Annotated in this window: 19 protein-coding genes; 12 read left to right on the top strand and 7 right to left on the bottom strand. The window is 69.5% G+C overall.

What is annotated here, in order from left to right; all coding sequences use genetic code 11:
- Window positions 1-22: 22 nt before the first annotated feature.
- Both E2651_RS11300 and E2651_RS11295 read right to left on the bottom strand, forming a co-directional pair.
- Window positions 23-1,297 (bottom strand): DUF2993 domain-containing protein, encoded by a 1,275-nt coding sequence (locus E2651_RS11300; RefSeq protein ID WP_135330969.1) that lies wholly within the window; start codon window positions 1,295-1,297, stop codon window positions 23-25.
- Window positions 1,298-1,482: 185 nt separating this feature from the next.
- On the bottom strand, window positions 1,483-3,315 hold the full coding sequence (locus E2651_RS11295) for a bifunctional metallophosphatase/5'-nucleotidase (RefSeq protein WP_135330941.1): 1,833 nt from the start codon (window positions 3,313-3,315) through the stop codon (window positions 1,483-1,485).
- Between the two features lie 218 nt (window positions 3,316-3,533).
- Here E2651_RS11295 and mshD point away from each other — a divergent pair, with 218 nt between their 5' ends.
- Window positions 3,534-4,463 (top strand): mycothiol synthase, encoded by a 930-nt coding sequence (mshD, locus tag E2651_RS11290; RefSeq protein ID WP_135330940.1) that lies wholly within the window; start codon window positions 3,534-3,536, stop codon window positions 4,461-4,463.
- Window positions 4,464-4,538: 75 nt separating this feature from the next.
- Here mshD and E2651_RS11285 read toward each other — a convergent pair whose 3' ends face one another.
- Window positions 4,539-5,105: a hypothetical protein gene (locus E2651_RS11285; protein ID WP_135330939.1), complete on the bottom strand. Its 567-nt coding sequence runs from the start codon at window positions 5,103-5,105 to the stop codon at window positions 4,539-4,541.
- 144 nt (window positions 5,106-5,249) lie between these two features.
- On the opposite strand from E2651_RS11285, the gene E2651_RS11280 reads away from it, so the two are divergent.
- The 10 genes from E2651_RS11280 to pstB all read left to right on the top strand — a co-directional run bounded on the left by E2651_RS11280 (window position 5,250) and on the right by pstB (window position 15,888).
- Window positions 5,250-5,675: a GntR family transcriptional regulator gene (locus E2651_RS11280; protein ID WP_135330938.1), complete on the top strand. Its 426-nt coding sequence runs from the start codon at window positions 5,250-5,252 to the stop codon at window positions 5,673-5,675.
- Window positions 5,672-6,577 (top strand): ABC transporter ATP-binding protein, encoded by a 906-nt coding sequence (locus E2651_RS11275; RefSeq protein ID WP_135330937.1) that lies wholly within the window; start codon window positions 5,672-5,674, stop codon window positions 6,575-6,577. The genes E2651_RS11280 and E2651_RS11275 overlap by 4 nt, the downstream gene beginning before the upstream one ends.
- A complete protein-coding gene (locus E2651_RS11270; RefSeq protein WP_135330936.1) occupies window positions 6,574-7,536 on the top strand; it encodes an ABC transporter permease in 963 nt (320 codons plus the stop codon). The genes E2651_RS11275 and E2651_RS11270 overlap by 4 nt, the downstream gene beginning before the upstream one ends.
- Before the next feature lie 225 nt (window positions 7,537-7,761).
- Entirely contained in the window at window positions 7,762-10,008 is a 2,247-nt protein-coding gene (locus E2651_RS11265; RefSeq protein WP_135330935.1) for an RNA degradosome polyphosphate kinase, read from the top strand.
- The gene (locus E2651_RS11260) at window positions 9,989-11,107 is read left to right on the top strand and encodes a CHAD domain-containing protein (protein WP_135330934.1); all 1,119 of its coding nucleotides are present in this window, start codon (window positions 9,989-9,991) and stop codon (window positions 11,105-11,107) included. Before E2651_RS11265 ends, E2651_RS11260 begins: the two co-directional genes overlap by 20 nt.
- A complete protein-coding gene (locus E2651_RS11255; RefSeq protein WP_245238738.1) occupies window positions 11,104-11,532 on the top strand; it encodes an NUDIX hydrolase in 429 nt (142 codons plus the stop codon). Before E2651_RS11260 ends, E2651_RS11255 begins: the two co-directional genes overlap by 4 nt.
- Window positions 11,533-11,741: 209 nt before the next feature.
- Window positions 11,742-12,872 (top strand): phosphate ABC transporter substrate-binding protein PstS, encoded by a 1,131-nt coding sequence (gene pstS / locus E2651_RS11250; protein WP_135330932.1) that lies wholly within the window; start codon window positions 11,742-11,744, stop codon window positions 12,870-12,872.
- 117 nt (window positions 12,873-12,989) lie between these two features.
- The gene (gene pstC / locus E2651_RS11245; protein ID WP_135330931.1) at window positions 12,990-14,012 is read left to right on the top strand and encodes a phosphate ABC transporter permease subunit PstC; all 1,023 of its coding nucleotides are present in this window, start codon (window positions 12,990-12,992) and stop codon (window positions 14,010-14,012) included.
- Entirely contained in the window at window positions 14,009-15,061 is a 1,053-nt protein-coding gene (gene pstA / locus E2651_RS11240) for a phosphate ABC transporter permease PstA (protein ID WP_135330930.1), read from the top strand. Before pstC ends, pstA begins: the two co-directional genes overlap by 4 nt.
- 50 nt (window positions 15,062-15,111) lie before the next feature.
- Window positions 15,112-15,888, top strand: a complete 777-nt coding sequence (pstB, locus tag E2651_RS11235; protein WP_135330929.1) for a phosphate ABC transporter ATP-binding protein PstB — start codon at window positions 15,112-15,114, stop codon at window positions 15,886-15,888.
- A gap of 127 nt (window positions 15,889-16,015) precedes the next feature.
- On the opposite strand, the gene E2651_RS11230 is transcribed toward pstB, so the two are convergent.
- Together E2651_RS11230 and E2651_RS11225 are read right to left on the bottom strand one after the other, a co-directional pair.
- Window positions 16,016-17,014, bottom strand: coding sequence for an inorganic phosphate transporter (locus E2651_RS11230; RefSeq protein WP_135330928.1), 999 nt, complete (start codon window positions 17,012-17,014; stop codon window positions 16,016-16,018).
- Window positions 17,015-17,021: 7 nt separating this feature from the next.
- The gene (locus tag E2651_RS11225) at window positions 17,022-17,642 is read right to left on the bottom strand and encodes a DUF47 family protein (RefSeq protein ID WP_135330927.1); all 621 of its coding nucleotides are present in this window, start codon (window positions 17,640-17,642) and stop codon (window positions 17,022-17,024) included.
- Between the two features lie 227 nt (window positions 17,643-17,869).
- On the opposite strand from E2651_RS11225, the gene E2651_RS11220 reads away from it, so the two are divergent.
- A complete protein-coding gene (locus E2651_RS11220; protein ID WP_209446117.1) occupies window positions 17,870-18,196 on the top strand; it encodes a metal-sensitive transcriptional regulator in 327 nt (108 codons plus the stop codon).
- A gap of 155 nt (window positions 18,197-18,351) precedes the next feature.
- Here E2651_RS11220 and E2651_RS11215 read toward each other — a convergent pair whose 3' ends face one another.
- Both E2651_RS11215 and E2651_RS11210 read right to left on the bottom strand, forming a co-directional pair.
- Complete coding sequence (locus E2651_RS11215) at window positions 18,352-18,540, bottom strand: hypothetical protein (RefSeq protein ID WP_135330925.1); 189 nt, start codon at window positions 18,538-18,540, stop codon at window positions 18,352-18,354.
- Window positions 18,541-18,679: 139 nt separating this feature from the next.
- Window positions 18,680-19,498 (bottom strand): hypothetical protein, encoded by an 819-nt coding sequence (locus E2651_RS11210; RefSeq protein ID WP_135330924.1) that lies wholly within the window; start codon window positions 19,496-19,498, stop codon window positions 18,680-18,682.
- Window positions 19,499-19,796: the final 298 nt, after the last annotated feature.

Genomic DNA, 19,796 nt, shown 5'->3' with positions numbered 1-19,796 from the left:
GCGCCGAAGGCCCGGCGCCCCCTCACTTGCCGATGCCGAGCCCCGCCCCGATCAGCTGCACCCTGATGCCGTCCTTCTGCACGCTCACGTCCTGGAGCCACACGTTCCCCGACCCCGGCAGCTTCGGCAGGCGGAAGGCGAGGGTGAGGCGGTCGGCGAGCACGGGGCGGGTGAGTTCGGACAGGCCCTTGAGGAGGGCGGGGTCCAGGCCGAGCTTCTTCAGGAGGTCGGGGTGGCCCATCGCGACGTCGATGAGGTTGAGGCCCATCACGTCGTTGACGAAGCGCGGGGAGCCGACCAGCTCGTTCAGCTTGGCGTCGCTCTGCAGGGCGGCGCCGAGGACCGAGTCGGGGACGCCGAGCCGCTTGACGATCGCCGGGACGGAGAGCAGCGCCTTCGCCTTGGACGTCTCCCGGGTGAGGCTGTCCGCGGCGGCCTTGCTCAGGTGCAGGCCCTCGGACTCGCGGGTGCCGGGCCGGTAGGTCGCCAGGTCGCCGATCTGCAGGCTCATCCGGCCGATGTCGGTGGAGATGCCGCGTTCGCCGTTGCGCTGGATGCGGGCGTCGGCGCGCACCTTCAGGTCGTGTCCGGCGACGGGCAGCCTGCCGCGGGCGAGCACCTGGTCACGGCCGTGGCCGGTGAACGTGACCTGGGAGGCGCCCAGTTCGCGGTTGAGGTCCTCGAAGGAGAGCAGCACCTCGCCGTGCATCTCGCGTATGAGGGCGCCCTTGATGTCGGTGGGGCCGTCGCCGCTGATCTGTACGTCGGTGGCGGTGGCGGAGACCTGGGCGAGCGAGATCCGGTCGGCGGCGACGTCGGGGACGGTGACCTTGACCTTGTCCACGCGCTGGTCGAGCACCTGGGTCAGGAAGGGGAAGCCCTCGATCTCGACCTCGGGCGCCGCGCTCAGGTGCATGGACTCCTTGAGCTTCTCCGCGGCCTCGTGCTCGGCGTAGAGCAGGGCCCAGCGGTCGCCGAGCGCGAGGAAGGCGGTGGCGACCAGCAGGGCGACGACGGCCTTCCCGGCGAGCGGGAGCCCGGCGAAGCGGTTGCGGCGGCGGCTGCCGCGGCGGTGGTTCGGGGGCTGCCAGGGGGCGTCTTCGGCGGTGTCGTCGGCCTCTTCGTGGAGGAACTCCTCCAGCGGGTTGGGCGCGAGGGCGCCGAGCTCGTCGTACGGGTTGAGCGGAGCGGTCGTCTCTACGGCCTCTTCCGTCTCCGGGTGCGGGACGGGAACCGATTCGGCGTGCCAACCATCAGACGGGTAGGCCTGGTTGTGATCGGGCGGAAGCGTGGCCATGCGGTGGGGGGAACGCATCAGCTGATTTCACCATACGTTCACACCCCACCCCAAGCCTTACTTACAGTAAGTACCGGTTTCGGCCACTTACTGAGCGTGCTTGTTAACGCGTCATTCACTTCGGGTCGTTCACTTCGGGTCGTTCACTTCGCCCGCTTCACTTCGACCGCTTCACTTCGCCCGATTCACTTCACGATGGTGATCCTGTCCGCCTTGGGCGGCGTGATCGGCTTGTCCGCCGAGGAGTTGGCGGTCAGGTAGTCGTTGAACGCCTTCAGGTCATCGCTGCCGACCAGCGGCTTCGTGCCCTTGCCGAGCTCGGCGAAGCCGTCGCCGCCGCCCGCGAGGAAGGAGTTCATCGCCACACGGTAGGTCGCGGCCGGATCTATCGCCTTGCCGCCCAGCTTGATGGAGTCGGTGACGACACGGTCGGCGCCGGTCTTGGTCATGTCGAGGGTGTACGTCAGACCGTCCGAGACCTGAAGGATCTTCGGGGACGCCTCGTTGGGCCCGCTCACCTGCTGCTTGAGCCCGGTGATGAGCTGCGCCCCGGTCAGGTCGACGAGATTGACCGTGTTGCTGAACGGCTGCACGGTGAAGCCCTCGCCGTACGTCACCACACCGTCGCCCTCGCCGCCGCTCGCCTTGAAGACGAGGTCGGAGCGGATGCCGCCCGGGTTCATCAGGGCCAGATCCGTCTCCGGGTCGAGTGACTTGCCGTGCGCGAGCTGCGCGTCCGCGATCAGGTCGCCGAGCGGCGCCTCGGGCGCGCCCGCGCCGCGCCCCGGGATGTCGGCGGAGATGAAGCCCACGGGCTTGCTGGCGACGGGCTCGGCCAGCTTGTTCCAGCGCCCGATGAGCGAGGTCATGTCCTTGGCCTTGGCCTGCTCACGGCTGACGACGTGGTTCGCCGACTTCACGGACGTACGGACGATGTCCTTCGTCTTGCGGTCGTACGTGAGCGTCGTGTCCGTGTAGAGCTTCCCGTAGGAGGAGGCGGACGTGACCATGCGGGGCTTGCCCGCCGGGTCCGGGATGGTGCAGACGTACGCGGAATGCGTGTGGCCGGTGACCAGCGCGTCGACCTTGGGCGTGATGCCCTTGGCGATGTCGGTGATCGGGCCGGAGATGCCGTCGCCCGCGCCCGGGGAGTCGCAGTCGTAGTTGTAGCTCTGCGAGGCGGGCGAGCCGCCCTCGTGGATGAGCGTGACGATCGACTTCACGCCCTGCTTGTCGAGCTCCTTGGCGTACTTGTTGACCGTCTTGATCTCGTCGTGGAACTTCAGGCCCTTGACGCCGTCGGCGGAGACGATGTCGGGCGTGCCCTCGAGGGTCACACCGATGAAGCCGATCTTGACGCCCTTGTGCTTCCACACCCAGTAGGGCTTGAGGATGGGCTTGTCCGTCTTCTCGTCGGTCACATTGGCCGCGAGATAGGGGTAGTCGGCCCCCTTGAACCTCTTGCCCTCCTCGAAGCAGCCGTCCTTGGGGTGACAGCCGCCGTTCTGCATGCGGGCCAGCTCCTTGGCCCCCTCGTCGAACTCGTGGTTCCCGACGCTGGTGACGTCGAGGTTCAGCTTGTTCATCGCCTCGATCGTCGGCTCGTCGTGGAAGAGGCCGGAGAGGAGCGGGCTCGCGCCTATGAGGTCACCGGCCGCCGCGGTGACGGTGTAGGGCTTGTCCTTGCGGGCCGTACGGAGAGACGTGGCGAGGTACTCGGCACCGCCCGCGTCGATCTTCTTCTCGGTCCCGTCGGGCTGCTTCTCCGTCACCTGGCCCGAGGAGCCGGCCGGCGGCTGCAGATTGCCGTGGAAGTCGTTGAAGGACAGCAGCTGCACATCGACCGTGCGCTTCTTGGCGGCGCCCGCTGCGTCCTGCCCGCCGGAATCCCCGCCGGACTGCCCCGCGTTCGCGGGCAGCGCGGCGGCCATCGCGCCGAGCGTGGCGAGACCGGCGGCGACGGCGAGCACGCGGGCGGTGCGGCGTCTGGGCCGAGGCGGCTGTGGTGTGGCTGACACGTGTCCCCCTGGGGTGGGTGTGAGACGGCTGGAGGCGGTGACACTCCGTGCGCAGCCTAGGGTCAACGCGCGTAGCGCGACAGGGGGTTGCCGGTTACGGGCCGGTTGCCGTCGAGGGCGTTACGGGCGCTTGGGGCAAAGTGCCCGCGGGGTCGATGCGGCATCACGTGGGTCGGGTGAGCCGCTGCGGGAGCGGCCGCCGCCGTACCCTCGACACCATGACTGACGAGCAGCAGCCTCCCGCCACCATGCGGCAGATCGACACCGTCGACGCCCTCACCCCCTCCCAGGCCGAAGCCGTGCTCGGGCTCATCGCGGACGCCGCCCGCGCGGACGGCCAGCAGGCCGTCTCCGAGCAGGGCCGGCTGCAGCTGCGGGGTGGTGCGCGGACGGGGGTGCGGCATCTGCTGCTGACCGTCGACGGCGAGTTCATCGGGTACGCGCAGCTCGAGGACACCGACCCCATCGAGGCACCCGCCGCCGAGCTGGTCGTGCACCCCGCACACCGCGGCCGCGGGCACGGCCGCGCGCTCGGCACGGCGCTGCTCGGCGAGTCGGGCCGCCGGCTGCGGATCTGGGCGCACGGCGGCCACTCCGCCGCCCGGCACCTGGCGCAGGTGCTCGGCCTGACCCTCTTCCGTGAACTGCGGCAGATGCGGCGGACGTTGGGCGATCTCGACCTGCCCGAGCCGGTGCTGCCGGAAGGGGTCTCCGTACGTACCTTCGTCCCCGGCCAGGACGACACGGCCTGGCTCGCGGTGAACGCCGACGCCTTCGCCCACCACCCCGAGCAGGGCTCGCTCACCCAGCGCGACCTGGACGACCGCAAGGCGGAGCCGTGGTTCGACCCGGCGGGGTTCTTCCTCGCCGAGCGCGAGAGCGACGGCGAGTTGGTCGGCTTCCACTGGACCAAGGTGCACGCCGACGAGAACCTCGGTGAGGTGTACGTCGTCGGGGTGCGCTCGGGCGCGCAGGGCGGCGGCCTCGGCAAGGCGCTCACGACGATCGGCCTGAACCACCTGGCGGCGGCGGGCCTGCCGACGGCGATGCTGTACGTGGACGCGGACAACAAGGCCGCGGTGAGCGTCTACGAACGGCTCGGGTTCATCACGCACGAGACGGATCTGATGTACCGGACGGAGTCCTGAGGGACGTAGGAACGCGGGAAGGGCGCGGTGTTCTCACGGGGAACACCGCGCCCTTCGCGCGTCCTGGACATCCCGCTACTTCGGCGTGATCGGCTCCATGCACATGGAGTACTGCACGCGGCCGCGCCGGGTCTGCTGGTACTCGGACTCGCCCGGAGCGCACTCGGACTCGTTCAGGCTCGTGACCTTGTACTGGGCCTCGGCACTCGAGCAGTCGACGGTCTCCATGTCGGGGCTGCTGTCCGACCCCTTGTTCCGCATGCAGTCGCCGACCTCGGTGGCGTCGTCCGCGACCGCGGGCTCGCTGGCGGAGCTGCCGGGCGTATGGCTGCTGGGGCTCGTGGTGTTGCCCCGGCTCGTGTACCACCAGACACCCGCGATGACGCCCGCGATGAGCAGCGTCGCCACCTTCATCAGGGGTGACTGCCGGTTGAAGGAGCCGCCGCCACCGCCGCCGCGCGGGCGCTGCGGCTGCGGCTGCTGGGGCGGGAACTGCTGCTGCCCGTAGGGCGGTTGGGGCTGCTGACCGTACTGGGGCTGCTGGCCCTGATACGGCGGCTGGCCCTGATACGGCGGCTGGCCCTGATACGGCGGCTGCCCGTAGGGCTGCTGCTGGTAGCCGCCCTGTGGCGGCGGAGGCATCGACAAGGTAAGTCCCCCGACTTTCCATACATGTTCACGTCATTGCTGAGCGGCAGACGTTACAAGAGCCCGCACCCCTTGACGGAACGCGCCCCCTTGCACCACCCTTTCACTACTCAACTAGTGAAAGGGTGGTGCAAGGGCATGGTCGAGTTCCGTATCGACCGGCGCAGTGGCGTCGCCACCTATCTCCAGATCGTCCAGCAGACCCGACAGGCCCTGCGCCTGGGCCTGTTGGAGCCGGGGGACAAGCTGCCCACGGCCCGTGAGGTCGTCGAGGCCACGGCCATCAACCCGAACACGGTCCTGAAGGCCTACCGCGAACTGGAACGCGAGGGCCTGGTCGAGGCCCGCCGCGGGCTCGGCACCTTCGTACGGAAGTCGCTGGGCTCCGCGCCCGCCGACTCCCCGCTGCGCGGCGAGCTCGACGCATGGGCCGCCCGCGCCCGCGCCGCCGGCATGGAGAGGGACGACGTCGCCGCGCTGTTCACCGCCGTACTCGAAGAGCACTTCACACAGTCAGAGCAGCCAGAGCAGTCCGAGCACGTATCCGAGGGGGACTCCGCATGACCGACACCGCCATCGAGGCGGCCGCGCTGGCCAAGAGTTACGGGCGGCGGGGCAGGGCCGCCCTCGGCGACTGCTCCTTCCGGCTGCCCGCCGGACGCGTCTGCGCGGTCGTCGGGCCCAACGGAGCGGGCAAGTCGACGCTGCTCGCCCTCGCCGCCGGTCTTTTCCGCCCGACCTCGGGCACCCTCACCGTCCTCGGCACCGACCCGGCCGCCGCCCGCGAGCGCGTCGCGTACGTCGCCCAGGACAAGCCGCTCTATCCGCAGCTCAGCATCGCCGACACCCTGCGGCTCGGCGCCGAGCTGAACCCCGGCCGCTGGGACGCCGGCGTCGCCGAACGTGTCGTATCAGAAGGGGAGTTGGATCCGAAGAACCGCATCCGTTCCCTCTCCGGCGGCCAGCGCACCCGCGTGGCGCTCGCCCTCGCGCTCGGCAAGCGGGCCGAACTGCTGCTCCTGGACGAGCCGATGGCCGACCTCGACCCGCTCGCCCGCCACCAGCTGATGGGGACGCTGATGGCCGAGGCCGCCGAGCACGGCACCACCGTCGTGATGTCCTCGCACATCGTCGGTGAACTCGCCGACGCCTGCGACCACTTGCTGCTCGTCTCCGGCGGCCGGGTGCGGCTCGGCGGCGGCATCGACGACCTCGTCGCCGCGCACACCCTGGTCACCGGGCGCCGCCCGCTCGCCGAACTCGCCCCGCACACCGTCGTCGAGTCCCGCGCCACCGGACGCGGCCTGACCGCGCTGATCCGCCCGGAGGGCTCCGTCGACACCGGCTGGGATGCCGAAGAACCCTCCCTGGAGGAACTGTTGCTCGCCCATCTCCGCTCCCCCGAAGCTCCCGCCCTGCTGACGCCGGGCACGACGGCCCGCGCCGAGCGCGAGGTGACGGCATGAGTTCTCCTCTCCTTCACGGTCCGCGCTGGGCGGACGTCCGGCTGCACCGCACCGCGCTGTGGACGGCGGGCGGCCTCGTCGTCCTGGCGGCGGTGGTGACGGGATACCTGCGGTGGGCGGCCTCGGCCTACCCGGCGTCGACCGCCGACTGCTACGGCCCCTGCGAGGACACCTTCCTCGGGTTCGCCAGCGCCATGGACCTGCTCTCCAGCGCCATGGAACAGGGGGCCGTGGCCCTGCTGCTCCTGCCCGTGCTGATCGGCGCCTTCGTCGCAGGCCCGGTGATCGGCCGCGAGATGGAGTCCGGGGCGTACAAGCTGGCCTGGACCCAGTCGGTCTCCCCCGCGCGCTGGCTTGCGTCGAAGCTGACAACGGCCGCCGCGCTGACCGCGGGCGGCGCGCTCGTGCTCATGGCCGTCTTCCAGCTCGGCGCCTGGAACCTCCTGGGCCGCTGGAATCTCTCCTGGACCGACCGCGGCGTGTACGAGGCGGTCGGCCCCGCGCTCGTCGCGTACTGCCTGTTCGGCGTGGCCGTCGGCGCGCTGGTGGGGCTGCTCGTGCGCCGCACGCTGCTCGCCCTGTCCGTCGCCGGTGTCGTCACCGGCGGCGTCCTGCTCGCCCTGGGCAACATCCGCTGGAACCTGTTCCCGGTGAACACGGTCTCCGGGCCGGCGTCGGGCGCGGGCTACCTGCCGAAGGGCATCCCCGCGGACTCCCTCATCATGGACATAGGCGTCCACAACGCGGCCGGTGAACACTTCATCGCCGGCCAGTGCACCCCCGGCCAAGGGGCCGACTTCCCCTGCCCGGCCGACACCCGCATCACCGGCTGGTACGCGGAATTCCATCCCCATTCCCACTTCTGGTACGTCCAGTTGATCGAAACCGGGATCGTGCTGGTTCTGGCGGCGGCGGCCGGGTATGCGGCCTTCCGGGTGCTGAAGCGGCGTACGCCCTGACGGACCGCCACCCATACGGACAGACCCCCGGCCGTGTAGACGTCCGGGGGTCGTCGGCACATGTCCCGCACGTCATGTCGCCGTAACCAGTGATTCAGACAGGCTTGCGACCCTCACTCAATGCAGCCCGCCGTGCCCGACCCTCCCCCGAAGAACGGGAAGCTCCGCCTCACCCCGGCACTCTCCGACGCGCCCATCGGGGTCCCCGCGCGGAAGAATGGGGCCATGAGCCAGCCCAGCAGGCAAGGACAGGTCCAGCACGCCCAGCCCTCCGTGGGCTCGATCGCCGCGCACCGCCCGCACACGCTGTCGGCGGCGGTGTCCGACCTCGACCCCGACATCGACGCGGATCTCGACGCGTACGACGAGGACGGCCAGGTGGGACACGACGGCCAGGAGCTTCCGCAGGGCCGTTTCCTGGACCGGGAGCGCAGCTGGCTGGCCTTCAACGAGCGGGTTCTGGAGCTGGCCGAGGATCCGAACACCCCGCTCCTCGAGCGGGCCAATTTCCTGGCGATCTTCGCCTCGAACCTGGACGAGTTCTTCATGGTCCGGGTGGCGGGACTCAAGCGCCGCATCGCGACCGGCGTCGCCACCCGTTCGGCCTCAGGCCTGCAGCCCCGCGAGGTCCTCGACCTGATCTGGAACCGCTCCCGCGAGCTCATGGCCCGGCACGCCGCCTGTTACCAGGAAGACGTGGCCCCCGGCCTGGCCGACGAGGGCATCCACCTGGTCCGCTGGAACGAGCTGACCGAGAAGGAGCAGTCCCGCCTCTTCACGCTCTTCCGGCAGCAGATCTTCCCCGTCCTGACCCCCCTCGCGGTCGACCCGGCGCACCCCTTCCCGTACATCTCGGGGCTCTCGCTGAACCTGGCCGTGGTCGTGCGCAACCCGGTCTCGGGCCACACGCACTTCGCACGCGTGAAGGTCCCGCCACTGCTCTCCCGCTTCCTCGAGGCCTCCCCGCAGCGCTACGTCCCCATCGAGGACGTCATCGCCGCTCCCGCGCACCTCGCGGAGCTGTTCCCGGGCATGGAGATCCAGGAGCATCACATGTTCCGGCTCACCCGGAACGAGGACCTGGAGGTCGAGGAGGACGACGCCGAGAACCTCCTCCAGGCCCTGGAGAAGGAGCTCATGCGGCGCCGCTTCGGGCCGCCGGTGCGCCTCGAGGTCGAGGAGTCCATCGACCGGAACGTCCTCGACCTCCTCGTGCGCGAGCTGAAGATCAGCGAGGCGGAGGTCTATCCGCTGCCGGGCCCGCTCGACCTGACCGGCCTCTTCGGCATCGCGGCCCTCGACCGGCCCGAGCTGAAGTACCCGAAGTTCATCGCGGGCACGCACCGCGACCTCGCCGAGGTCGAGTCGGCTTCGGCCCCCGACATCTTCGCGGCCCTTCGCGAACGCGACGTACTGCTCCACCACCCGTACGACTCGTTCTCCACGTCCGTGCAGGCCTTCCTGGAGCAGGCGGCCGCCGACCCGGACGTGCTCGCGATCAAGCAGACGCTGTACCGGACGTCGGGCGACTCCCCCATAGTCGACGCGCTGATCGACGCCGCCGAGTCGGGCAAGCAGGTGCTCGTCCTGGTCGAGATCAAGGCGCGCTTCGACGAGCAGGCCAACATCAAGTGGGCGCGGAAGCTGGAAGAGGCGGGCTGCCACGTCGTCTACGGCCTGGTCGGCCTGAAGACGCACTGCAAGCTGTCGCTCGTCGTCCGCCAGGAGGGCGAGTCGCTGGTCCGCTACTCGCACGTCGGTACGGGCAACTACCACCCCAAGACGGCCCGGCTCTACGAGGACCTGGGGTTGCTCACCGCCAAGCAGGAGGTGGGCGCGGACCTCTCCGACCTCTTCAACCGGCTCTCCGGCTACTCGCGCCGCGAGACCTACCGCAGGCTGCTCGTCGCCCCCAAGTCCCTGCGCGACGGCCTGATCTCCCGCATCAACAAGGAGACACAGCACCACCGCGCGGGCCGCCCCGCCTACGTACGCATCAAGGTCAACTCGATGGTCGACGAGGCGGTGGTGGACTCCCTCTACCGCGCGTCCCAGGCGGGTGTGCCGGTGGACGTGTGGGTGCGCGGGATCTGCGCGGTGCGGCCGGGTGTCACGGGCCTCTCGGAGACGATCCGGGTGCGTTCCGTGCTCGGCCGCTTCCTGGAGCACTCCCGCGTCTTCACCTTCGGCAACGGCGGCGAGCCCGAGGTGTGGATCGGCAGCGCCGACATGATGCACCGCAACCTCGACCGCCGTATCGAAGCACTGGTCAGGGTCACCGACCCGGCACACCGGGCAGCGCTCAACCGGCTCCTGGAGACCGGCATGTCGGACACCACCGCCTCCTGGCACCTGGGCGCGGACGGCAACTGGAACCGGCACGCGCTGGACCCGGAGGGCCAGCCCCTGCGGAACGTACAGGAGATGCTCATAGACGCCCGGAGGCGCCGGCGTGGCACAGCAACACCTTGACGAGTCGACGGCGGGCGAGGTCCTGGCGGCCTATCTCCAGGCCCAGGCCACGGAGTTCCTGCGCTCGCTGCGGCTGCACCGCGAGTCGACGACGGACGCGCAGGGCGCCGAGGAATCCCTCGAGGCGGCCCGCGCCCTGCGCCGCGCGGCCCGCCGCATCGGCGGCACGCTGCACACGTTCCGCCCGCTCCTGGAACAGCAGTGGGCGACGGACCTGCGCCCCGAACTGGCCTGGCTCTCCGGCACGCTGGCCCGCGAACACGCGTACGCGACGCGGCTGGAGCGGTTGCTCGACGCGCTGCATCGGCTGTCGGGGGCGCCGACCGTCCCCTCCCCCAAAGACGCTGTCGAGGCTGCTGTGGGCAGGCGTTCCGCACGGCGAGGGGGGTCCCCCCGCTCGAACGGAGTTGAGAGTGGGGGAGGGTGGGCACAGCCCTCAGCGCAGGGTGCCGATGAGCCGGGCGGTGCGCCACGCGGCCTGACGGTCGGCGCGGCCAAGGCCGCGGCCCTGCTCGAGCGGCAGCTCACCCTCGCAAGGACGCGGGCCCACTCCACCGCCCTCCAGGCCTTCGGCTCCTCCCGCTTCCACGCCGTGGCGGACAACGTGGCGGTACTGGCCAGCGAGGTCCCCCTCAGCACCAGCAGGGAAGCCCTGCACCCCCTGGCGGCCAAAGCGGAGTCGAACCTCGCGGAAGCCGTCGCCGCACTCCCCCTCGGCCAGGCGGGCCACCCGTACAACGCCGAAGCCCTGGTCCACGGCCTCGCGGCAGAGGCGGCGAACGAGGCCCAGGACGCCCCCTGGCTCAAGGCCCGCGCCCTGCTGCGCCTGCACAGGTACGCCCAGGAGGTCCTCCAGGCGAGCACGGCCGCCACCCCCGGCAACGACCTCCGCCTCACGGACGCGGGCCACGCCCTCGACCGCCACAGGGAAGCCGCCGACGCCGCATCGGCAGCCGCGTCGGCGGCCCGGACCCCCCGCATCGCCCCGGCCACCGCGTACGCCCTCGGCGTTCTGCACGCCGACCAGCGCCACGAGGTCGAAGCGGCGAGGTTCGACTTCCACCAGGCATGGCTGCGGGAGGCGGTGCACACCCCATGACCGCCGGCAACGGCACCGAAGGCATCGTCAGGGCCGCCGGCTGCGTCCTGTGGCGCCACTCCCCGCACGACGGCGAGCTGGAGATCTGCCTGGTCCACCGGCCGAAGTACGACGACTGGTCCCACCCGAAGGGCAAGCTGAAGCGCGCCGAAGAACCCCTCGCCGCCGCCCTGCGCGAGGTCGAGGAGGAGACCGGCTTCCGCTGCGTCCCCGGCGCCCGGCTCCCCACGGTCCGCTATCTCGCCCAGGGCCGCCCCAAAGAGGTCAGCTACTGGGCGGCCGAGGCGGCCGACGGTCACTTCGTGCCCAACAACGAGGTCGACCGCGTCCGCTGGCTGGCCCCGCCCGCCGCCCGCAACCGCCTCACGCAACCCCGCGACCAGCGCCTTGTCGACGCTTTGCTCAGCGTCCTCAACCCTGCGTGACCATTCGGCTACTTTCCGTAGAGTCGGACCTAACCAGGCCGACCGCCGAGGTTCACCCGCCGTTCACTCGCGCCCATCGGCCGCTTCACCTGCCCTGCCTAATTTCGGCCTTACAACACGACGTAAGACCGCAAGACCGCAAGAAGCAAAGACGAACGACCTCGCACGCCGCCACCCCAAGGACGGCGGCTCCCGGAAGGAACTCCGAAGTGAAGCTTCAGCGCAAGAACCGGCTCCGCGCCCTCTCGCTCGGCGCCATCGCCGTCTCCGGCGCCCTGGCCCTCACGGCGTGCGGCTCCGACGACACCAGCGGCGGCGACGGTGGCACCGGCAAGGAGACCAACGCCAACGCCAACATCAAGTGTGATGACGCCAAGGGCCAGCTCGCGGCCTCCGGCTCGTCCGCGCAGAAGAACGCGATCGACGCCTGGCGCAAGGTCTACTCGACCACCTGCACGGACGTTCAGCTGAACTACAACCCGACGGGTTCCGGCGCCGGCATCACCGCGTTCATGCAGGGCCAGACCGCCTTCGCGGGCTCCGACTCGGCGCTGAAGCCCGAGGAGATCGCGGCGTCGAAGAAGGTCTGCAAGGACAGCCAGGCCATCGACCTGCCGATGGTCGGCGGCCCGATCGCCGTCGGTTACAACGTGCCCGGTGTGGACAACCTCGTCCTGGACGCCGAGACCCTCGCCAAGATCTTCGACGACAAGATCAAGACCTGGGACGACAAGGCGATCGCGAAGCTGAACCCCGACGCGAAGCTGCCGAAGACCAAGATCCAGGCCTTCCACCGCTCGGACGAGTCCGGCACCACGGACAACTTCACCAAGTACCTCAAGGGCGCCGCTCCCGACGCCTGGTCGTACGAGCCCGGCAAGTCCTGGGAGGCCAAGGGCGGCCAGTCCGCCAACGGCTCCTCCGGTGTCGCGGGCCAGGTCAAGCAGACCGCCGGCGCCATCTCCTACTTCGAGCTCTCCTACGCCGCCGACGGCATCAGCACCGTCGACCTGCAGACCGAGGCCAAGAAGCCGGTGAAGGCCACCGTCGACAACGCCTCCAAGGCCATCTCCGAGGCCAAGGTCGTCGGCAAGGGCAACGACCTCGCCCTCGAGCTGAACTACAAGCCCACCGCCGAGGGCGCCTACCCGATCACCCTGGTGACGTACGAGGTCCTCTGCGAGAAGGGCAACAAGGCCGAGACCCTGGCCGCGACCAAGTCCTTCCTGAGCTACATCGCCAGCGAGGACGGCCAGAACGTCCTCAAGGAGAACGACTACGCGCCGATCCCGGCCGAGATCATCTCCAAGGTCCGCACGACCGTCGCCGGCCTGAAGTAGCTGAACCGAGTGCGGCCGGCCCCGCTGACCAGGGCCGGCCGCACCGTCCGGTGCACCGCCGCCAGGAGCGACTCCCGCTGATACAGCGCTGACGAGCTCCGCAGACCGGAGAATCCCATGGATATACCAAGCAGTACGACGACACCCCCACCCCTCGACCACGTGAAGCCCTCGGCCGTCACGCCCAAGCGTGCCGCCCGCGGAGCCACCCGCCCCGGCGACCGGATCTTCCTCGGTCTCTCGCGCGGCTCCGGCATCACGCTGCTCGTGATCATGGCCGCCATCGCGGCCTTCCTGACCTACCGTTCGGCCCTCGCGCTCGCCGACAACACGGGCAACTTCCTCACCACCTTCGAGTGGGACCCGGCCGGTACGACCACCGGGGGCAAGCCGTTCTTCGGCATCGCGGTCCTGGTCTTCGGCACCGTGGTGAGCTCGGTGATCGCCCTGGCGATCGCCGTCCCCGTGGCCATCGGCATCGCGCTGTTCATCTCGCACTACGCGCCGCGCAAGCTGGCCACCCCCATCGCCTTCGTGATCGACCTGCTGGCCGCCGTGCCGTCGATCGTCTACGGCCTGTGGGGCGCCCTCGTGGTCGCGCCCAATCTGACCGGCCTCTACAGCTGGCTCGACGACTACTTCGGCTGGACCGGGATCTTCGAGTACCAGGGCGGCGCCCCGCGCTCCCTGATGACGGTGGGCATCCTGCTCGCCATCATGATCCTGCCGATCATCACCAACGTCAGCCGCGAGGTCTTCCTGCAGGTCCCGAAGATGCACGAGGAGGCCGCGCTCGCGCTCGGCGCCACGCGCTGGGAGACCATCCGCATGTCGGTGCTCCCCTTCGCACGCTCGGGCGTCATCTCCGCCTCGATGCTGGGCCTGGGCCGTGCGCTCGGCGAGACGATCGCCGTCGCCACCGTGCTCTCCCCGACCTTCCTCATCAGCGCGTCCGTGCTCGACCCCGGCGGCGGCACCTTCGCGCAGAACATCGCCAGCAAGTTCAACGAAGCCAGCGAGTACGGCCGTGACGCGCTCATCGCCTCCGGTCTGGTCCTCTTCGTCATCACGCTGCTGGTCAACGGCGCGGCCCGCCTGATCATCGCGCGCCGCAAGGAGTACTCGGGGGCCAACGCATGAGCGCCACCATCGTCAAGCCCACGAGCAGCCTGCAGGGCGCCCGTCTCCCGCGCTGGACGCCGCTGGTCGTCGCGCTCGGCTCCGCCGCCGCCGGCATCGGCATCGGCGTGGGGGCGAGCCTCGACAGCCGTATCCAGTGGGGTCTGATCGCGGCCATCCTCTTCATCGTCGTCTCGTACGTCGTCGCGGTCGCCGTCGAGGGCGCGCGCCAGGCCAAGGACCGCCTCGCCACCTCGCTGGTGTGGGTCACCTTCCTGCTGGCCGTCGTCCCGCTCGCCTCGCTGATCTACGAGACCGTCGAGCGCGGCACGAAGGTCTTCAACGGCTACTTCCTGACCCACTCCATGGGCGTCGTCGCGGACGACGAGCCCGGCGGCGGCATCTACCACGCGATCATCGGCACCCTGGAGCAGGTGCTCCTGGCCTCGCTGATCGCCGTGCCGATCGGCCTGCTCACCGCGATCTACCTCGTCGAGTACGGGCGCGGGAAGCTCTCCAAGGTCGTCACGTTCTTCGTGGACGTCATGACCGGCATCCCGTCGATCGTCGCGGGCCTGTTCGTCCTGAGCTTCTGGATCCTGATCCTGGGCTTCGACTTCTCCGGCTGGGCCGGCGCCATGGCGCTCGCCATCCTGATGATGCCGGTGATCGTGCGCTCCACGGAGGAGATGCTCAAGCTCGTACCGAACGAGCTGCGGGAGGCGTCACTCGCCCTCGGCATCCCGAAGTGGCGGACCATCCTGAAGGTGGTCCTGCCCACCGCGATCGGCGGCATCACGACGGGCGTCATGCTCGCCGTCGCCCGTATCGCGGGCGAGACCGCGCCGGTCCTGCTCCTGGTCTGGGTCAACCCCATGATCAACACGAATCCGTTCGAAGGCTCGCAGGCCTCGCTGCCGCTGTACGTCTACCAGCAGTACGCGGCGGGCAATCAGGCCGGTTACGACCGCGCCTGGGCCGCGGCACTCGCCCTCATCGGCTTCATCATGATCCTCAACCTGGCGGCCCGCGGCGTAGCCCGCTGGAAGGCCCCCAAGACGGGCCGCTGACCGCGGCCACTCAGCGACCCCCTCGTACCCCCCTGAAAGCAGTGATCCCCATGGCCAAGCGAATCGACGTATCGGGCCTGACCGCGTACTACAGCGCCCACAAGGCCATCGAGGACATCTCGATGACCGTGGAGCCCCGCTCCGTGACCGCCTTCATCGGCCCGTCCGGCTGCGGCAAGTCGACCTTCCTGCGCACCCTGAACCGCATGCACGAGGTCACCCCCGGCGGCCGCGTCGAGGGCAAGGTGCTCCTGGACGACGAGGACCTCTACGGCTCCGGCGTCGACCCGGTCGCGGTGCGCCGCACGGTCGGCATGGTCTTCCAGCGCCCGAACCCGTTCCCGACGATGTCGATCTTCGACAACGTGGCGGCGGGCCTGCGGCTCAACGGCTCGTACAAGAAGAGCGAGCTGAGCGCCATCGTCGAGAAGTCCCTCAAGGGCGCCAACCTCTGGAACGAGGTCAAGGACCGCCTGAACAAGCCCGGCTCCGGCCTCTCCGGCGGTCAGCAGCAGCGTCTGTGCATCGCCCGCGCGATCGCGGTCGAGCCGCAGGTCCTGCTCATGGACGAGCCCTGCTCGGCCCTGGACCCGATCTCGACCCTCGCCATCGAGGACCTGATCGGCGAGCTGAAGGAGCGCTTCACGATCGTCATCGTGACGCACAACATGCAGCAGGCGGCGCGCGTCTCGGACCGTACGGCCTTCTTCAACCTCTCGGCGGTCGGCCAGCCCGGCAAGCTCGTCGAGATCGACGAGACGGAGCGGATCTTCTCCAACCCGTCCGTGCAGGCGACCGAGGACTACATCTCGGGCCGCTTCGGATAAGCCCCACCGATAAGCCCCACCAACTCCTTGCGGTGCTGCATGGCGGTGCCACCGCAGGGGCAACAAGAAAGGCCCGCCCCCTGGCTCCCGGGGGGCGGGCCTTTCCGTTGCTCTCTTTCCGGCATTCCTACAGGATCGCGAGATTCACGATCCAGAAGCTCGCCGCGGCGACCAGCGCCGCGGCAGGCATCGTGATGAACCAGCCCAAGATGATGTTCTTGGCGACACCCCACCGCACCGCGTTTACGCGCTTCGTCGCACCCACACCCATGATCGCGGAGGTGATGACATGCGTCGTGGAGATCGGCGCGTGGAACATGAAAGCGGTGGTGAACATGATGCCCGCGCCGGTGGTCTCGGCGGCGAATCCCTGCGGCGGGTCCAGTTCGATGATCTTGCGGCCGAGGGTCCGCATGATGCGCCAGCCGCCCGCGTACGTTCCCGCGGAGAGCATCAGCGCACAGGCGATCTTGACCCAGATCGGAATCGGCGCGTCGGCGCTCTGCACATCGGAGATGACCAGGGCCATCACCACGATGCCCATCGTCTTCTGCGCGTCCTGCAGACCGTGACCGAGGGCCATTCCGGCCGCCGAAACGGTCTGCGCGATACGGAATCCGCGCTTGGCCTTGTGCGGATTCGACTTGCGGAACATCCACATGATCGCGCACATCACCAGATAGCCGGCGACGAGGCCGACCAGCGGCGACAGGAACATCGGGATCACGATCTTGTCGAGGACCCCGGACCAGATCACACCGATGCCGCCCGCGAGCGCCGCTCCGACCATGCCGCCGAAGAGCGCGTGCGACGAGGACGACGGAAGACCGAAGTACCAGGTGATCAGGTTCCAGACGATCGCGCCGACGAGGGCCGCGAAGAGAATCCACATCCCCTTGTCGCCGTGCGGGGTCTCGATGATCCCCTCGCTCACGGTCTTGGCGACCCCGCTGCCCATGAAGGCACCGGCGAGGTTCATCACCGCGGCCATCGCGAGCGCGGCGCGCGGCGTCAGCGCACGCGTGGAAACGGATGTGGCAATGGCGTTCGCCGAGTCGTGAAAGCCATTCGTGTACGTGAATCCGAGCGCGACGCCAATGGTCACGATCAAAGCGAAGGTGTCCATGGAGAGGTCAGGACTCCTTGACCGCGATGGTCTCCACAGTGTTCGCCACGTGCTCGAAGGCGTCGGCGGCCTCTTCCAGCACATCCACGATCTGCTTCAGCTTCAGCACCTCGATGGCGTCGTACTTGCCGTTGAAGAGCTGGGCGAGGAGCTTCCGGTGAATCTGGTCGGCCTGGTTCTCCAGACGGTTGACCTCGATCCAGAACTCGGTGAGGTTGTCCATCGTCCGCAGATTCGGCATGGCCTCGGCCGTGAGCTCGGCGGCTCGCGAAAGGACCTCGATCTGCTGCTCGACTCCCTTGGGGAGTTCCTCGACCTGATAAAGGACGACCAGGTCGACGGCCTCCTCCATGAAGTCCATGATGTCGTCGAGGGACGAGGCCAGGTTGTAGATGTCCTCGCGGTCGAAGGGCGTGATGAAGGAGGAGTTCAGCTGGTGGAAGATCGCATGGGTCGCGTCATCTCCAGCGTGCTCCGCGGCCCGCATACGCTCTGCGATCTCGGCTCGGGCGGAGGCATCGGCCCCGAGCAGTTCCATCAGGAGCTTCGAGCCCGTGACAATGTTGTCCGCGGATGCGGCGAACATGTCGTAGAAGCTCGTCTCCCTGGGGGTCAGACGAAAGCGCACGTGGGGTCCTCGGGGTGCTTTGGATTCGGTCAGGCTGATGCTAGGCGCATCATCCGGCCACGGCTAACCGGCCAGGACCCAGTGTCGCCCATCAGGCACAGTGATCAGCACACCCCCCGAGGAATCGAGTATCCTATACCCACCCGGGGTATAGGAAAGCCAGTGACTGTCCAAGGACTGTCCAGCAGGAGGACGCGATGACGACCACCGAGGCGGCCGACGCGGCCATGACCACCGAAGCGCCCTCCGAGCACGGCGGCCACGACCAGGGTGTGCACGGCTACCACAAGCAGAAGGACGAGCACCTCAAGCGCCTGCGGCGCATCGAGGGCCAGATCCGGGGCCTGCAGCGGATGGTCGAGGAAGACACCTACTGCATCGACATACTCACGCAGGTCTCGGCGAGCACGAAGGCCCTGCAGTCCTTCGCCCTGCAGCTCCTGGAGGAGCACCTGCGCCACTGCGTCGCGGACGCGGCGGTCAAGGGCGGCACGGAGATCGACGCGAAGGTCGAAGAGGCGACGAAGGCGATCGCCCGCATGCTCCGCACCTGACGCGGCGGGCCCGGCCACGCCCCGTCCGGGCCCCGGGCCAGGGCCTGTCCGGTGGGTCAGGCCGGCCTTCGCGCCGGGCGCCGATTCACCAGGGCCGGCGGGCCCTGGTGCGCGTGCCAGGGGTCGCGACCCCGGCAGGACCCATCGGACAGGCCCTAGTCCCAGTCGTCGGACGACCGCTGCTCCACGACGGTGGAGACGTTCAGGACCTCGTCGATGCGGTCGGCGCTGAGCCGCTCCTCGCCGGAGGCGGACGCCGCGATGATGAGTTCGCCGCACAGCTCGATCTCGGCGAGGGCGACGTGGTCCTGAACTGTCGTACCGCGCACCAGAGCCACGTTCATCACCTCTTCCTGACCTTGCTTCCCGCGCCCGTACCGACTTCCTAGAGTAGGGAGCGGCCTACACACCGCGCATGGCACGGACGGACCATTTCCACACGGCCGGACGCGACTAGCCGCGCATGCCTCGCCACTGCGGCCCCTACTGCTCGGCGATCTTCCCCGCGAAGATGTCCTCACTCGCCGGAAGCCGCACATCGACCTTCACCCCGAAGTCGTAGAGCAGCGTGGTCGACGCCACTTCGGCGTTCGAGACGCTGAACTCCTGTCGCAGCTTCCGCAGCCGTCCCTGATCGTCGAGGTACGCGTCGAACGGCACCCCGCCCTTGCTGAACCCTTTCGCCGCCGCCCCCAGGGCCTCGCGCTGCCCCTGCGAAGCGGACCTCGCGGCGCGCGGCAGGTCGGCGCTCCCGCGGAAGTGCCGCACCTTCACCCCGGCCACCTCGGTCTCCCCGACGTACGTCGCCTTGCTCACACCCCGCAGCAGCTCGGCCGCCGCGAGCGGGTCGGTCGCACCCCCGGTGACCAGATTCCCGTCCGACAGCGACGCCGTGTCGATCCGCACCCACTTGTCGGCGGGCACCCCGGCCCCCCGGTTCTTCATGTAGAGCGCGCCGCCGGCCATCAGCTCGGTGATGGGCCGGTGCTCCTCCGTCCCTGCGGGGTCCTTCGGCAGCACCACCACGAACCGCCCCAGCTGCCGCTCGAAGTCGTACGAGCCCTGCCCCCGGATGGTCACGCGGGTCCCGCCGCTGGCCATCTCCATGGACGTACGGGCCTTGGAGCTCCCGGCCCGCACCAGGGAGTCCGCGGAGCCGCGCACCGCGTCGACGGAGTCCTCGGCGCCCGGTCTTTCGTCGGCGGCGGCCCCGCTCCCCGAACAGCCCGTGGCGACGGCCATGAGACCCACCGCGGCGGCCGTGACCACCGCCCCGCCTGTGCGCCTGTGCAGCTGACCCATCGCCTGCCTACCCCCAAGCCTTCCCGTGCGGAGCCCAGTCCCCCTGTCGTCCCGTGTAACGACCGGTACGTTGACCCGTCACGCGTAAGAGCACCGGCCGGCATCGGTACGGTGGAGCGGTGGCCGAGCAACAAGGACAGGAACCGCACCACCGCACGACAACGGTCGAACAGGGCCGCTTCTGCGCCGCGAGGTGCAGTTGCGGCTGGCGCGGACCCGCGCGCAGAGCGCGCAGCAAGGCGAGGACGGACGCGGCGTCGCACATGACGGAGGCGTAACCCTCCGCCCCCTCCCGCCT

The organism is Streptomyces sp. MZ04, assembly GCF_004684775.1.
Classification (GTDB): Bacteria; Actinomycetota; Actinomycetes; order Streptomycetales; family Streptomycetaceae; genus Streptomyces.
Note: the sequence above shows the minus strand (reverse complement) of the source record. Positions and strands in the feature narration are given on the sequence as shown.